Source organism: Gemmatimonadota bacterium (genome assembly GCA_040388535.1).
Classification (GTDB): Bacteria; Gemmatimonadota; Gemmatimonadetes; order Gemmatimonadales; family GWC2-71-9; genus Palsa-1233.
Genome location: JAZKBR010000001.1, coordinates 228,700 through 242,423 on the forward strand (window position 1 = coordinate 228,700; position 13,724 = coordinate 242,423).

Below are 13,724 nucleotides of genomic sequence, written 5' to 3' on the forward strand. Positions count from 1 at the left end.
AGTCAGCGCACTGCGCGACGGCGGCGGCGCAACACGATCAGGGCGCCGTCAGCGGGGAATGCCACCTGAGCGAGTGTCCGCGACTCATCGGACAACTCGGCGCCGCGGAACTTCACCAGGAACCCGGCCGGATCATCTGCCATTCGCACGGCGGCGAGCGCCTGACGCTTCACATCGTGCACGGTGGTGGAAGTCGCCAGATCGAGGTCGACCTCTTCCCACGCTTCCACAGTCACCCGGACGGGGACGGTGTCATTCATGGTGCCACCTCGGCTGCTGGCAGCGTCGTCAGGAAGCGATCGACGGCTTGATCAAAGAGCAGGGTGGAGCCACGCACCCGCGTCGCACTCCCCGCAGGAAATGCCGCGAGCGCTACCTCTTCCCCGCCCTGTCCGCGGAGCACCAGCCAACCCGGCCCTTCCTTCTCGGGAAAGGCGGCCGTATTGGGCACCCGCTCGGCAAAGAATCGCTTGGCGCGCTGGAAGACTTCAGTTGGTGCGAGCGACGTGGTCGTCTCGAAAACCATGAGTCACTGGCTCCGGAGGATGGTGATCCCGGTCGGCTGCGCCGCGACGGGGTAACTGCTGACCATCGTGAGGGTCGTGAGATCGAGCACGTCGACCGCGCCGGCATCGGCACCGATCGACTCCTGCGAGATGAAGGCGTACCGGCCATCCGGCGAGTAGGCCACGCCGTGGACGATCTTCTTCGTGGTCGGAATCCGTTTCCGTTCGGTGAGCGTGGCTGCATCGATCACCGAAATGCTCTGATCCTTCTTGTTGGTGACGATGATCCATCGGCCGTCGCGCGACGGCTCGACGTTGTAGGCCCCCGCACCGGTCGGCACCGCCTTGATCAGGGTACGTGCCTTTGCATCCCAGACCTGGAGCTCATTGCCGTAGTTGCACGCCACAAAGAGCCGCGAGTCATCGGCAGAGACCGACACAAAGGTGGCGGCGCATTCCTTGTTCATGTCCGGGCCCGGTACCGACGGCATGCCGCTCATTGCCGGCATCGCCGGCGCGGCGCCGGGTGCCGCGTGCCCGGCTGCACCGTGATCCATACCGGCCATGGCGTGGCCTTTGCCGAGCTTGATGCGGTGCGTGATCGCGAGAGTAGAGACATCGATCTCCACGATCTCATCCGAATGCATGCAGGAGATGTATGCGATGGTTCCCGCGTGATTCACCTTGGCACCGTGGGGCATTTCGCAGGTGGCAAGGTTGGTGATTGTGGTCATCGTCGGCGTGTGGACGATGGTGACCGGATTCACCTTGGGGCGGTCGCCATAGAAATCGGAGTTGGCCACGAAGGCGAAGTCGCCGTCGGGCGTCAGGCCGATGGTCGTCGGATACATCTCGAGTGGAGCCGTGCCGATCAGGGTGTCGTTGCGCGCATCGAGTCGCCAGAGCGATCCGAACGGTGTGCCGTGCGATACGGTGACGAAATACGATTTCTGGTCCGGCGCCGTCGTGATGTTGTGCGGGCCATCCATCTCCGGCGGGCGCGGATCGATCTTGACGACCCGGTCCAGCGTGAGCGTGCCGCCGGCCCCCGGACGAAGCCAGGTCACCATGTCGCCCGATTCACTGACGACGCCGACCAGATACGAGCCGGGAGCCTGTGCGGGTGCAACCGAAGCCCCCAGGCTCATCAGCGCGAACACGACCAGAACGCGGTTCATCAGCGAGACTCCTCCAGCGAGCGGACTTTCACGATGGCATGAAAAACAGGGCTGGTCCGGAACAGGTCGAGCAGCTTCGGTGGGCGACGGAGCACGACGACCAGGTCACCCGGCGGCGGTTCCTGCACGCCTTCGATCAAAAGATACGCTGGCAGGGTGGCCGTCGCCGGGATCGGGACGAGATACCGGTCGCCGTGCCAGGTGACGGCCAGCTCCCCGGGGATCCGGGGCACCAGCTGATCGAGGAACCAGTCGTCCTCGACCTGATAGACCCCCTCGGCTGGCGAGTCGCCATCGAGGTAGAAGACCGGATCGAAGCTCTCCCCGTCGTGGCGGGCGTAGTTCTGTTCGGCGGCCCGATCGAGCGCTTCCAGCTCGTCTCGTCGCGCGCGCCACTCGACGTGGTGACGCAGTTCGTGCGTCAAGGTTTCCCAGGCCTCTCCTTCCCAGTCGAATTCAGGGTCGAGATGGGCCAGGGCCCGAAAGGAACCGTAGTAGAGCACCACCCGGCTCTGAATCGTGTCGACCCCGCTCCCTTCGAGCGGCAGCGGGATGCATTCGCCGAGCGTGTAGATCTCGCGACGCACCGGATGTGGCAGGGTCCGGGAAGACACGACCACCTCGGTCACACCGTCGAAGTAATCGGCGGGGACCTCGGTGGTCATGCGGCGCACCAGCGCCTCGAACGCCTCGGCGGTCACTCGCCGAGACGCTCGGCGATCCAGGTGGCGACGTGATCGAGCCCGATCCGTTCCTGCTGCATCGTATCGCGATGCCGTACGGTCACGGTGCGTGACGTCAGCGTGTCGTGATCGATGGTAAAGCACCACGGTGTGCCGACTTCGTCCTGGCGGCGATAGCGGCGACCAATGGCGCCACCGTCATCGTAGAACGCCGGAGCCTTCTTGCGCAGGTCGTGATAGAGCTCGAGCGCCAGTTCGGGCAGGCCGTCCTTCTTGGTCAGCGGCAGGACGGCCGCCTTGACCGGGGCGACGGCGGGGTGAAAGCCGAGCACGACGCGAAGCTCGTCCTCGACCATCTCCTCGCGATAGGCATCCGCCATCACGGTGAGCGTCACCCGGTCAGCGCCGGCCGAGGTCTCCACGATATACGGGAGATAGCGCTCGTTGGCCGCCTGGTCGAAGTACTCGAGCTTCTTCCCAGAAGCCGCCTGGTGCCGACCGAGGTCGAAGTCCGTGCGACTGTGAATCCCCTCGATCTCCTGCCAGCCGAACGGAAACTCGTACTCGATGTCGTACGCCGCCTTGGCGTAGTGGGCCAGCTCACCCTCGCCGTGCTGGTGCCAGCGCAACTTCGAGGGCGTCAGTCCGAGCTCGTGATGCCACGCCATCCGGATGCCGCGCCAGCGCTCGAACCATTCTTCGTCGGTGCCGGGCCGCACGAAGAACTGCATCTCCATCTGCTCGAACTCGCGCGTGCGGAAGATGAAATTTCCGGGCGTGATCTCGTTCCGGAACGCCTTGCCGATCTGCGCGATGCCGAAGGGGACCTTCTGCCTGGATGAGTTCAAGACGTTCAGATAGTTGACATAGATCCCCTGCGCCGTCTCCGGACGCAGATAGACCACCGAGGCACTCTCTTCAACCGGCCCCATGAATGTCTTGAACATCAGGTTGAAGTTGCGCGGTTCGGTCAGATCGCACGCCGTGTGCTCGCCGGGCACCTTGCTCGGCTTCTGCGGGCAGCGTGCATCGGCCAGCTTGTCGGCCCGGAAGCGCGACTTGCAGGTGCGACAGTCGACCAGCGGATCCGTGAAGCCGGAGACGTGACCAGACGCTTCCCAGACTTTCGGGTGCATCAGGATCGCCGCGTCGAGCCCTTCGATGTCATCGCGGGCGTGCACCAGCGAGCGCCACCAGCGCTCCTTGATGTTGCGCTTGAGCTCCACGCCGAGCGGTCCGTAGTCCCATACGGAGCCGAGCCCGCCATAGACCTCGGAAGACTGAAAGATGAAGCCCCGGCGCTTGGCCAGGGAAACCAGCTTGTCCATTAAAGAAAGTTCTGGCATCCGGCGATACTGGCTAGAGTCGTGGGGCCGCGCGTGCGGCGGGAACGGAAACGTAACCCGACCCGGCAGCTGGCTCCATTGGGCGGAGGAATCGTGTCGCGTCAAAGCTACATCGGATTGATGGCCCCTGAGGCTCCCATGCATCGGAATGGGGGAGGGGCGCGCGACGGCGTCACACTGCTCGAAATGATGATTGCCCTGGTCATGGTCGGCATCCTCACCGGGATTGCCGCCTCCCGCCTCGATTGGGTGAAGTACCGGGCCGACAGCACGGCGCGCGGGGTCCTCACCGACCTCGCCAACGCCCAGCGACTCGCAGTTTCCCTGCAAGCCAACATCCGCGTATCGATTCCCGACCCGGCCCGGATGCTGATCCTCGAAGACATCGACGACAATGGCTCGGCCGGCGTCTCGGAGCGGGTGCGCAGCCTGCCGCTTGACAACGGTTTTACCTATGCCAAGGGCAATGGCGGGGACACGCCGTCACCAACGGACCCGACCGAACTCAGCGTGCTGACCTTCCGACGCGATGGGTCGGCCAATCGCAGCGGGACCTTCTACCTCTCCGGTCCCGGCGCCGATTCGACCTGTCATCACTGCCGCGCTGTCACGGTCACTCGAGCCACCGGCCGAGTGGTCCTCTATTCGCACGCCACCGGTTCCTGGAAACGGATGAACTGAATGCGGACTCGCGCCGGATTCACTCTCGTGGAAGTCCTGATGGCCGTGGTCATTCTGGTGCTCGTCGCAGCGACAACGGCCCGGTTTGCCAGCGAATTCTCCCGTGCCATGACCAAGTCCTCGGTCCGGGTGGTAGCGTCGGGTGTTGCGGCCGACCGACTGGAACTGATTCGGGCTGATCCCCGCTATCCGCGGCTGGTGACCCTCTACGGCTCGGGCGCCGGCGCGGACACCACCGGCTTTCCCGGCTACAACAACATGCGCCGCCTCACCAACATCGTGCGCGACCAGACCGGCACACCGGCGCGAGACCGGACCACGGTCACGGTCCGCGTCGTCGATCCGAGCCTGAAGGACACCGTGGCCGTCACCGCCGTCATCGCGAGCCCATGATGCGCACTCAGCGAACGCTTCCTCCTCGCCGGAGCACTGGCGGTTTCACGATCAGCGAACTGCTGATTGCCATGACCATGACGCTGGCGATCGCCGGAGCTGCCTACACACTGTTCCGTTCGCAGAGCCGCAGCTTCATGGCCAACAGCGACCGGTACGACATGGTACAGAACGCGCGCGGCACCCTCGAAGGGGCCGAGCGGGTGATTCGTACGATGGGGGCCGGTTCGCCGAACAACCAGCCGGTGCTGGTTTACGGTGCAAATACCATCCTCGCGTTCAACACGGATTACATCGAGCAGGACACCACCGACATGCGGTGGGCCGCGTACTACAATCCGGACACCCCGCCGGCCGAAGCGGTCGCCTGGCTCCAGACTGATGCCAGCGCCATTCCGAACTCGTCGCCCAGCTACACCTACCCGACAGCGACGTATCGCCTCGGCAACGGCTCACCGTCGCCGGCCGAGACCTACATCTTCTATTTCCAGAGCGACGCCTCGACCAGCCGCAGCGACGACTACATCCTCTATCAGCGTGTCAACAACGGTTCCCCGGAAATCGTCGCCCGCAACCTGCTGGCGCACCCCAACGGGAAGCCATTCTTCGAGTTCCTGATGCAGCGGCAACTCAGCACCGGCGACACGATGCTCACGGTGCCCGCCGGATTGCTGCCGCTCACGCGTCGGCCGCTGATTGCCGGCATTTCGTCCACCGATTCGGCCAACTATGTCCGGCCCGACTCGGTGCGGGCGGTGCGGATGAATTTCCGGCTGACGAACGGCAAGTCGGGCGCCGACGAACGGTTGCGCGACATCACCACCACCATCGAAGTACCCAACAACGGAATTCCGCTTCCTACCGTCTGTGGCCGCGCACCGTACGATCCGCCGTCGCTGACGGTTGTGGACACCGTCCCCGGGAGCGGGCGCCTCTGGTTCACCTGGGCAGCATCGATCGACCAAGGCACCGGCGAACAGGACGTCACGCAGTACATCCTCTATCGTCGCCCCGCCGCCGCCTCGGTCTGGTCGGACCCGCTCGTGATCGTCCGCGCCGAAGACGGCAAGGCGACGTATACCGCGCAGATCTCCGACAACATTCCTGGCACCGCGTACACCTTCGGCATCGCGGCCCAGGACTGTACTCCGGCACAGTCGACGATCCGGACACTCAACGTCACTCCCAGTCCCTGACGCGAGGGAACCACTCATGTCCCGCATTCGCCTCTCCCGGAACCGTCGCGGTGCCGCGCTCTTCCTGACGCTCCTCATCTCGATCGCCATCGCGGCGATGGCGCTCGGTGCGGTGCTCCTGTCGCGCGGGGCCCAGATCGCCACGTCATTCACCGCGCGCGAGGCGTCACTCCAGGCCGCCGCCAATGGCGGGCTCGAGCTGATTCGCGATTCGGTGAACCGCGGCAACTTCGACACACTGCTGCCGCTCAACAACTTCACGACGCTTGCCTCGAGTGCTGCCGTGACGGACGCGATGGGGAACACACTCCCCGGGATCACCCGCTCACTCTACGTGGGCCGCACGGGCGGACGTACCGGCGGCTCGGCCACTGCCGGACAATACGGCAGCAACTTTGCGAGCGCCGTCTCGATCATCAGCGATCGACGTGGTGCCGTCGCCGCGCGACGGCTGCTGATGACCCAGGAGTCGTGGGCGAAGTTTGCGGTTGCGGTCAACAACTGGAGCGGCAGCGCGGCCTATGGTTGCACCGAGTCGGTCTCGGGCCCCTTCCACTCGAACACCGGCCTGAAGCTCAGCAGCGGCTGCAGTTCGCCGAAGACGCTGTTCACCGGCCCGGTCACCGTCGCGGGGTCCATCACCAACCAGCCGTCGGGTGACTACCGTGCGGGCGTGAAGACCAGCGCGAGCGCGATTCCCTGGCCGACGCCGGCGCGCATCACCCTGATGCGCCAATTCGCCCAGGACGGCGACGCGGCAAACGGCGATTACGATCTCACCTCGAGCACCAGCGGCGCGAAGATTCCCGGGCTGCGGATCGAGTTCGTGACCATCGACGTCAACGGCAACGGGATGATCGAATGGGACGAGGGCTTCATGCGGGTCTGGAAGCCGGCCAACAGCCGCGACTCGGTGCTGGCCTACGCTACTGGGCGTCGCTGGCCGACGGTGCCGAGCGGCACTACGCAGAGCGACGATCCGAACATGATCTCGCGCAACTGCGGCGCGGTGGCACAGCTCAACGGCACCGGCTCGTCAGTATTCCGGACGGCGGCAGACATCTACAACGGCACCACCGGTGGCGCGACCAACCAGCGGACCGCCGTGCGTACGGCGCTCACGACCAACGGTACGCATCGGTGCTACCTCGGAGGTGATCCGCGCCTCTTCAAGGCGACCACGGGCGATAGCCTCACCCCCGACTCCACGGTGACCAACGCGCCGGTCGCGAGCAACAATTTCGGCTGGTGGGTCAAGCGCCGCGCCGGCGCGCTGGCCAGCCTCGCCACGGTGCGATCGGGGGACAAGGCGTACCTGATCCCGCTGGGGTCGAACCCGAACTTCAAGGGTGTCATCTACGTCAGCGGTGACGTCGCCATCAGCGGCCGGCTGCGCGGGCGTGTCTCGGTCTTCGCGACGGGAAACGTCATCCTCGCCGACGATCTGACCTACACCAACCCGCCGGGCACCAACTGTGATGTGACCGGCGACATCTTCGGCGCCATCGCGACGAAGGACGTGATCATCGAAGACAACAACCTGCAGACCCCGTTCAAGGTGAACAATGTGGTCTGGAGTGGCTATGACGACACCAGCGACGCCAACTACAACATGTTCTTCCTGGCGGCCGGCACCAGCGCTGGCAATGATGGCAACTTCTACGGCGAGGGCGTCGACGGCTCCGGGATCCCGGTCGACATCTGGTCTGGCGCCGCGTCGGTGAACGCGTCCGCAGTGTCGGTCCGTTGCGGCGATGCGCCCAATGGCTGCATCCGGGTCACCGGCGGTCTGGCCCAGGGTCGTGTCGATAATGCGACTTACACCTACCGTCGATATGGCTGGGGTGAGGCCCACACTTACGATCCGTGCGGCGCCGTGAACCCGCCGCCGTATTTCCCGACCACGGGCCGCTTCGTCGAGAGCCGCTACTACGAAGTGGACCCGGTCTGGCTGAGGCAGATGTCGATTGCGGATTACTTCGACAAGTTGAGGGCGCAGTAGAACAGCAGGATGATGGATGACAGATGACTGATGACGGATACAGCAGGCGGGTCGACACCTCAATGAGATGCCGGCCCGCAGTCTTATCTGTCATCTGTCATCTGTCATCCATCAGCATTCTATGATCTGATCTCTCCGCGTCCCCACACTCACATACCGGATCGGCGCGCCGGCCAGATCCTGCAGCCGGTCGAGGTAGGCGCGAGCCTGCGGTGGCAGGTCGGCGAGCTTGCGCGCCGTGGCCGTTGACTTCCCCCAGCCGGGGAGCGTTTCGTAGACCGGCTCGACCCGATCGAGCAGCTCCACATCGCTCGGCACGTCGTCGCACTCCTCGCCATCGAGACGGTAGGAGACGCCCACCGGAATCTCGTCGAAGGTATCGAGTACATCGAGCTTCGTCACCGCCAGCCCGGTGAGGCCGTTGACGCGCACCGAGTAGCGCACAACCGTGGCATCGAACCAGCCGCAGCGGCGCGGCCGGCCGGTGGTCGCACCGAACTCGCCGCCGAGATCGCGCAGGCGCGCCTCGATCTCGCCCTCGGCTTCGGTGGGGAGCGGGCCATTACCAACGCGCGTGGTATAGGCCTTCACGACGCCGAGGACACCGTCGATTTCAGTCGGTCCGATGCCCGCGCCGATGGCTGCACCACCCGCCGTGGTATTGGACGACGTCACGAACGGATAGGTGCCGTGATCGACGTCGAGCAGCGCCCCCTGCGCGCCTTCCATCAGCACGCGCTTGCCGGCCCGGAGAGCGCGGTAGACCAGCGCGCCGGTGTCGGTCGCCAGCGGACGCAGCCGCGCGCTGAGCCGGTCGACCAGGGCCAGGTGCTCATCGAGCGAAGCGCGGGCGGGTGACCCGAGCAGTTGCAACAGCGCGTTGGCACGGTCGATACGGTCGGAGAGCATCGAGCGGGCGGCAGTGACGCGGCAGAGATCGGCCACGCGTACACCGCGACGTCCGATCTTGTCCTCGTAGGTCGGACCGATGCCGCGACCCGTGGTGCCGATCTGCTGGAGCTTCTCGCTCGCCTGATCGAGGAGCTTGTGATAGGGAAGCACGACGTGAGCGCGATCGGAGATGAAGAGCCGCCCCGAAACGTCGATGCCCTGCCCACCGAGTTCATCGAGTTCGGCGAAGAAGGTTTCGGGGTCGAGCACGACCCCGTTGCCGACCACGCAGACCGCGCTGGCGTGGAGGATTCCGGACGGGATCTGGTGGAGCACGAACTGCCGATCGCCCACCACGACGGTGTGCCCGGCATTGGCGCCGCCCTGATAGCGGACCACCATGTCGGCCTGTTCCGCCAGAACGTCGACCAGCTTCCCCTTCCCTTCGTCGCCCCACTGGGCGCCCACCACCACCACACAATTGTGCTTCCGATCAAACATCTGTTCCGCCTGGTTTACCCCAAGAAAAACGGCCCCTTGCGGGGCCGGTATCCGACTCCCCTGCAAGCTAACGCGGGGGGCGCATCACGGTCAATTCGGTGCGAGCCCTGCCTCTGCGAGTGCGTGGGCGAAGGTCTCGCCCATTCCCTCGCTGGCGGCCCGCTCGATCGCCTTGCGGAATGGTGCGGCCTCGCCGCCGACCACCAGCGCCTCCCTGAGCGTCGCGGTGGCCTCGACCCACTCCACCACCGGGACGCGCCCCGTGGCACTGCCAGGCTGCGCCAGGAGCCGCTGGGCGAGCACGGCCCGCAGTGCCCCCGCCAGCCTCATCCGGCCGACCTCGCGCTCTTCCGGAAGCATCGTCGCCACCAGCTGAACCAGAGCCGAGGCCGCGTCCGTGGCACTGACGGCAGCGAGAACCAGGCACCCCGACTCGGCGGCACGGATCGCCCGATCGAGCGCCACCGGGTCACGCAGCTCGCCCACGACAATCACATCCGGGTCCTGCCGCATCGCCGTCTGAAGCCCCGTCGCGGTGTCGTCGGTGTCGCTGCCGATCTCGCGCTGGGTGATTGACGACGAGAGGTCGCGATGCAGGAATTCGATCGGATCTTCGAGGGTCACGACGTGACGCTGCTGCGACCGGTTGATGTGATGGACCATCGCCGCGATGGTCGAGGTCTTCCCCGACCCGCTCGGCCCAGCCACCAGCACCAGCCCGTCGGGCGCCTCGGCGAAACGGGTGACGACTTCGGGTAGCCCGAGTCCCTCGGGGGTCGGCACTGAGAACGGGATCACCCGCAAGACCACCATGAACGAAGAGCGCTGCCGCAGGACATTGACCCGGAAGCGCCCGACACCAGGCACCCCCCAGCTGCAGTCGAAGTCGCGCAGCGAATCGAGGCGGGCGTCCTCGATAGACAACCCGGCGAAGGTCGCCGCGAGGGCGCGAGTCTGCTGCGGGGTGAGCCGCTGCTTCGTCAGCGGGACCAGCTCCCCCTCGACCCGCGCGCGGAAGACATCGCCGGCCTTGGCGTGCACGTCGGACGCGCCGCGAAGTACCGCGGCCTTGAGGACGCGCGCCAGCATTGGAGATGTCGTGCTCATCATCCCTCCGGAAGGAAACCCATGCGTTCGGCCACGGTGCGCATCGTCTCGGCCGCGAGCCGCCGCGCGGTCGCGGCGCCGTCGGCGAGGACTGCCGTTACCTGCGCAGGGTCGGCGGCCAGTTCGAGTGCGCGCTCACGGACTGGTGCGAGCGTGGTCACCATATTGTCGGCGAGTACCCGCTTGCACTCAATGCAGCCCCACGCCGCCGAACGACAATTCACGGCGACCTGCTCGACGGTGTCAGGTGGCGAAAAGTGTCGGTGCAACGCGTAAATATTGCAGATCTCAGGTGTCCCGGGATCCTTCTTGGTGACGCGCGCCGGGTCGGTCATCGCCGGGCGAAGCTTCTCCCAGATCTGTTCCGGTGCCTCGGTCACACCAATGGTATTGCCGAGGCTCTTCGACATCTTCGCCGAGCCATCAAGGCCAACGATCCGCTTCGCACCGGTGACAATCGGCTGCGGCTCGGGGAAGAAGTTCTCACCCAGTGCGAACTCGTGATTCCATTTGCGCGCGATCTCGCGCGCGAGCTCGAGATGCTGGATCTGGTCCTCGCCCACCGGCACTGCCTCGGCCCGATACACCAGGATGTCGGCGGCCATCAGCACCGGGTAGGCAAGAATCCCGGCCGGAATCGATTCGAACCGCTGCGCCTTATCCTTATACTGCGTCATCCGCTCGAGTTCGCCCACGGGCGTGATCGTCGTCAGCAGCCACGAGAGTGTCGCGTGCGCGGGCACGTGGCTTTGCACGAAGAGCGTCGAGCGCGAGGGATCGACACCGGTCGCCAGCAGACCGATGGCCATCTCGCGAGTGCGCTGCGCGAGGGACGAGGCGTCGTACTTCCCGGTGATGGCATGCTGGTCGACGATGCAATACAGACATTCGTGCTGGTCCTGCAGCGCCACCCAGTTGCGCAGGGCGCCGAGCCAGTTGCCGATGTGGATTTCACCGGAGGGTTGGATGCCTGAGAAGACGCGTGCCATGGCGGCAAGCTACTCCGACCGGAAGAGGGCGGCAACATGAGCGGCGACCCGAAGCGACTCGCCCGACTGGCGGAGCGGGCGGCGGCCCGGGCCGGTGCATTCCTGGCCGCAGTCCCCCGCCCCGACCCGTCGGAATGGAGCTCCAAGGGACACCACGATTTCGTCACCCACGTCGACCGCACTGCGGAGGCGATGATCGTCGAGACCCTGCTCCGGGCTGAACCAGGGAGCCGGTTCCTGGGAGAGGAGCACTCCCCTGACGAGGTGGCGACCGACGGGCTCCTCTGGGTGATCGATCCGCTCGACGGCACCACGAACTTCCTGCACGGCTATCCCTCGTGGTCGGTGTCGATCGGTGCAGCCATCGACGGCGTGCCGGTTGCCGGATCGGTGTTTCACGTGCCGGCGCACCGCCGCTACACCGCGTGGCAGGGTGGCGGCGCCTGGTGCGGTGACGACCGGCTCCGCGTATCGACGATCCGCGAACCCGGGCAGGCCCTGCTCGGCACCGGCTTCCCCTTCAAGGTGCCGTCGCTGATTCCAGAATACGTTCGACAATTCGAGCGGATCCTCCCGCTCACTAGCGGCGTCCGACGCGCGGGGTCGGCGGCACTCGATCTCGCCGATGTCGCGCTGGGTCGCTTCGATGCCTTCTGGGAACTGGTGCTCGCGCCCTGGGACACGGCGGCGGGGATCGTGCTGGTGCGCGAAGCCGGCGGCATCGTCACCGACCTTGCCGGTCGCGATGCGATGGTGGGGCACGGCGGAGTGGTGGCGGGGAATCCGGTGATGCACGAATGGATGCTGGAACAACTGGGAGATGGGTGACGGGTGATGGGTGACGGGATGCGTTCGCCGTGACCCATGACCCGTGACCCGTGACCCGTGACCCGTGACCCTTCTACTTGGTCAGGATTCGCGGCCCCTCGTCAGTGATCGCCACGGTGTGTTCGAAATGCGCCGCGAGCGAGCCATCCTGCGTCACGACGGTCCACTTGTCCCGCAGCGTCTTCGTGACCGGACTCCCCATCGTGATCATCGGCTCGATGGCGATGGTCATCCCCGCGCGCAGCTGGGCCCCGCGCTTGGGTGTGCCGAAATTGGGGACCTGCGGTTCCTCGTGGAATCGCGTCCCGATGCCGTGTCCGACGAGTTCGCGCACCACGCCGTAACCCGCACTCTCTGCGACTGTCTGCACGGCGTGCCCGATGTCACCCACGTGGTTCCCCACGACGGCCGCCGCAATCCCGGCGGCGAGTGACTCCTGCGTCACATCAAGGAGTCGCTGCGTCTCGGCCGAGATTGCTCCCACGGCAATGGTGCGGGCAGCGTCGGCGTGCAGGCCGTCGACGCACGCGCCCACATCAACCGACACGATCGATCCCTCGTGCAGCACCTTCTTCGTGCTCGGAATGCCGTGCACGATTTCGTCGTCGACTGAAGTGCAGAGTGTCTTGGGGAAACCGTAGAGACCCTTGAACGACGGCGTGGCACCCGGGTGCGAGCGAATGAAGCGTTCGGCCTCGCGGTCGAGATCTTCGGTGGTCATCCCGGGGCGGACAATATCCTGCATCATCGCGAGCGTGTCGAACACGATCCGTCCGGCGCGGGCCATCGTCTCGAGTTCGCGCGCCGACTTGATCGTGATCACGCGGGCCTCACCGCCGTGCGGACGCGACCTGCGACTTCGTCGACCGTGCCGAGCGCCGGGATCCGGTGCACGACACCTCGCTCCTCGTACCAGGCGATCACCGGCGCCGTCTGGGCCCGATAGGCCGCCAGTCGCGTGGCCAGCGCCGCAGGGTCGTCGTCGGCCCGATGCTCGATATCGCGACGCTTGCCGATGCGGCCAAGAATCTCGTCATCCTCGACTTCGAAGAAGAGCACGTGCGTCATCCGGCGACCGAGTTCGCGCAGGATGCGCTCGAGCCCTTCGGCCTGCGGAATGGTGCGCACCACGCCGTCGAAGATCACGCCCTTGGCAGACTCCGGCTTGGCGAGTTCATCCCGGACGACGCCGAGGATGATCTCATCGCTCACGAGGTGGCCCGCTTCCATCACGGCCCGGGCCTGCAGTCCGACCGGCGTGCCCCGCTTGACCGCATCGCGCAGCAAGTCGCCGGTGGCGAACTTCGGAATCCCGAGTTCGGCCGCGAGCAGCGCGCCTTGGGTACCCTTGCCGGCACCCGGCGGGCCCATCAGAAGAATGTCCACGAACGGCACTCCCGACGTGAAAGAAACAGATCCTGAA

Annotated in this window: 15 protein-coding genes; 5 read left to right on the forward strand and 10 right to left on the reverse strand. The window is 65.8% G+C overall.

From position 1 onward, the window contains the following. Positions 1 to 2: 2 nt before the first annotated feature. From V4558_00975 to V4558_00995, 5 genes are read right to left on the reverse strand one after another with little or no spacing between them, the layout of a single operon-like run. Positions 3 to 260: a hypothetical protein gene (locus V4558_00975; protein MES2304047.1), complete on the reverse strand. Its 258-nt coding sequence runs from the start codon at positions 258 to 260 to the stop codon at positions 3 to 5. Then, complete coding sequence (locus tag V4558_00980; protein MES2304048.1) at positions 257 to 526, reverse strand: hypothetical protein; 270 nt, start codon at positions 524 to 526, stop codon at positions 257 to 259. The genes V4558_00975 and V4558_00980 overlap by 4 nt, the downstream gene beginning before the upstream one ends. Positions 527 to 529: 3 nt before the next feature. Next, on the reverse strand, positions 530 to 1,684 hold the full coding sequence (locus V4558_00985; GenBank protein MES2304049.1) for a cytochrome D1 domain-containing protein: 1,155 nt from the start codon (positions 1,682 to 1,684) through the stop codon (positions 530 to 532). Continuing rightward, a complete protein-coding gene (locus V4558_00990; protein ID MES2304050.1) occupies positions 1,684 to 2,385 on the reverse strand; it encodes a metallopeptidase family protein in 702 nt (233 codons plus the stop codon). The genes V4558_00985 and V4558_00990 overlap by 1 nt, the downstream gene beginning before the upstream one ends. Next, positions 2,382 to 3,713 carry a glycine--tRNA ligase gene (locus tag V4558_00995; GenBank protein MES2304051.1) on the reverse strand — a complete coding sequence of 444 codons (1,332 nt, stop codon included), beginning with the start codon at positions 3,711 to 3,713 and terminating at the stop codon, positions 2,382 to 2,384. Before V4558_00995 ends, V4558_00990 begins: the two co-directional genes overlap by 4 nt. A 138-nt stretch (positions 3,714 to 3,851) precedes the next feature. Between V4558_00995 and V4558_01000 the strand changes: the two genes are divergently transcribed. Genes V4558_01000 through V4558_01015 form a run of 4 tightly spaced genes read left to right on the forward strand, consistent with a single transcriptional unit; the run spans position 3,852 to position 7,985 of the window. Further along, the gene (locus tag V4558_01000) at positions 3,852 to 4,394 is read left to right on the forward strand and encodes a type II secretion system protein (protein MES2304052.1); all 543 of its coding nucleotides are present in this window, start codon (positions 3,852 to 3,854) and stop codon (positions 4,392 to 4,394) included. Beyond that, positions 4,395 to 4,787, forward strand: a complete 393-nt coding sequence (locus V4558_01005) for a type II secretion system protein (GenBank protein MES2304053.1) — start codon at positions 4,395 to 4,397, stop codon at positions 4,785 to 4,787. It abuts the gene before it with no gap. Further along, complete coding sequence (locus tag V4558_01010) at positions 4,787 to 5,983, forward strand: hypothetical protein (protein MES2304054.1); 1,197 nt, start codon at positions 4,787 to 4,789, stop codon at positions 5,981 to 5,983. The genes V4558_01005 and V4558_01010 overlap by 1 nt, the downstream gene beginning before the upstream one ends. A gap of 16 nt (positions 5,984 to 5,999) precedes the next feature. Beyond that, complete coding sequence (locus tag V4558_01015) at positions 6,000 to 7,985, forward strand: hypothetical protein (GenBank protein MES2304055.1); 1,986 nt, start codon at positions 6,000 to 6,002, stop codon at positions 7,983 to 7,985. Between the two features lie 111 nt (positions 7,986 to 8,096). On the opposite strand, the gene V4558_01020 is transcribed toward V4558_01015, so the two are convergent. The 3 genes from V4558_01020 to trpS all read right to left on the reverse strand — a co-directional run bounded on the left by V4558_01020 (position 8,097) and on the right by trpS (position 11,473). Further along, on the reverse strand, positions 8,097 to 9,377 hold the full coding sequence (locus tag V4558_01020; GenBank protein ID MES2304056.1) for an adenylosuccinate synthase: 1,281 nt from the start codon (positions 9,375 to 9,377) through the stop codon (positions 8,097 to 8,099). 90 nt (positions 9,378 to 9,467) lie between these two features. Then, complete coding sequence (locus V4558_01025) at positions 9,468 to 10,484, reverse strand: ATPase, T2SS/T4P/T4SS family (GenBank protein ID MES2304057.1); 1,017 nt, start codon at positions 10,482 to 10,484, stop codon at positions 9,468 to 9,470. Continuing rightward, positions 10,484 to 11,473, reverse strand: a complete 990-nt coding sequence (gene trpS, locus V4558_01030) for a tryptophan--tRNA ligase (GenBank protein MES2304058.1) — start codon at positions 11,471 to 11,473, stop codon at positions 10,484 to 10,486. Before trpS ends, V4558_01025 begins: the two co-directional genes overlap by 1 nt. Before the next feature lie 36 nt (positions 11,474 to 11,509). On the opposite strand from trpS, the gene V4558_01035 reads away from it, so the two are divergent. Beyond that, on the forward strand, positions 11,510 to 12,301 hold the full coding sequence (locus tag V4558_01035) for an inositol monophosphatase family protein (protein MES2304059.1): 792 nt from the start codon (positions 11,510 to 11,512) through the stop codon (positions 12,299 to 12,301). Between the two features lie 73 nt (positions 12,302 to 12,374). On the opposite strand, the gene map is transcribed toward V4558_01035, so the two are convergent. Further along, the gene (map, locus tag V4558_01040) at positions 12,375 to 13,124 is read right to left on the reverse strand and encodes a type I methionyl aminopeptidase (GenBank protein MES2304060.1); all 750 of its coding nucleotides are present in this window, start codon (positions 13,122 to 13,124) and stop codon (positions 12,375 to 12,377) included. Continuing rightward, positions 13,121 to 13,687, reverse strand: coding sequence for an adenylate kinase (locus V4558_01045; GenBank protein MES2304061.1), 567 nt, complete (start codon positions 13,685 to 13,687; stop codon positions 13,121 to 13,123). Before V4558_01045 ends, map begins: the two co-directional genes overlap by 4 nt. Positions 13,688 to 13,724: the final 37 nt, after the last annotated feature.

What these genes read in the sequence shown, in the direction of transcription:
- V4558_00975 (MES2304047.1), bottom strand. Translation starts at nt 260, where the DNA reads ATGAATGACACCGTCCCCGTCCGGGTGACTGTGGAAGCGTGGGAAGAG.
- V4558_00980 (MES2304048.1), bottom strand. Translation starts at nt 526, where the DNA reads ATGGTTTTCGAGACGACCACGTCGCTCGCACCAACTGAAGTCTTCCAG.
- V4558_00985 (MES2304049.1), bottom strand. Translation starts at nt 1,684, where the DNA reads ATGAACCGCGTTCTGGTCGTGTTCGCGCTGATGAGCCTGGGGGCTTCG.
- V4558_00995 (MES2304051.1), bottom strand. Translation starts at nt 3,713, where the DNA reads ATGCCAGAACTTTCTTTAATGGACAAGCTGGTTTCCCTGGCCAAGCGC.
- V4558_01000 (MES2304052.1), top strand. Translation starts at nt 3,852, where the DNA reads ATGCATCGGAATGGGGGAGGGGCGCGCGACGGCGTCACACTGCTCGAA.
- V4558_01005 (MES2304053.1), top strand. Translation starts at nt 4,395, where the DNA reads ATGCGGACTCGCGCCGGATTCACTCTCGTGGAAGTCCTGATGGCCGTG.
- V4558_01010 (MES2304054.1), top strand. Translation starts at nt 4,787, where the DNA reads ATGCGCACTCAGCGAACGCTTCCTCCTCGCCGGAGCACTGGCGGTTTC.
- V4558_01015 (MES2304055.1), top strand. Translation starts at nt 6,000, where the DNA reads ATGTCCCGCATTCGCCTCTCCCGGAACCGTCGCGGTGCCGCGCTCTTC.
- V4558_01020 (MES2304056.1), bottom strand. Translation starts at nt 9,377, where the DNA reads ATGTTTGATCGGAAGCACAATTGTGTGGTGGTGGTGGGCGCCCAGTGG.
- V4558_01025 (MES2304057.1), bottom strand. Translation starts at nt 10,484, where the DNA reads ATGAGCACGACATCTCCAATGCTGGCGCGCGTCCTCAAGGCCGCGGTA.
- trpS (MES2304058.1), bottom strand. Translation starts at nt 11,473, where the DNA reads ATGGCACGCGTCTTCTCAGGCATCCAACCCTCCGGTGAAATCCACATC.
- V4558_01035 (MES2304059.1), top strand. Translation starts at nt 11,510, where the DNA reads ATGAGCGGCGACCCGAAGCGACTCGCCCGACTGGCGGAGCGGGCGGCG.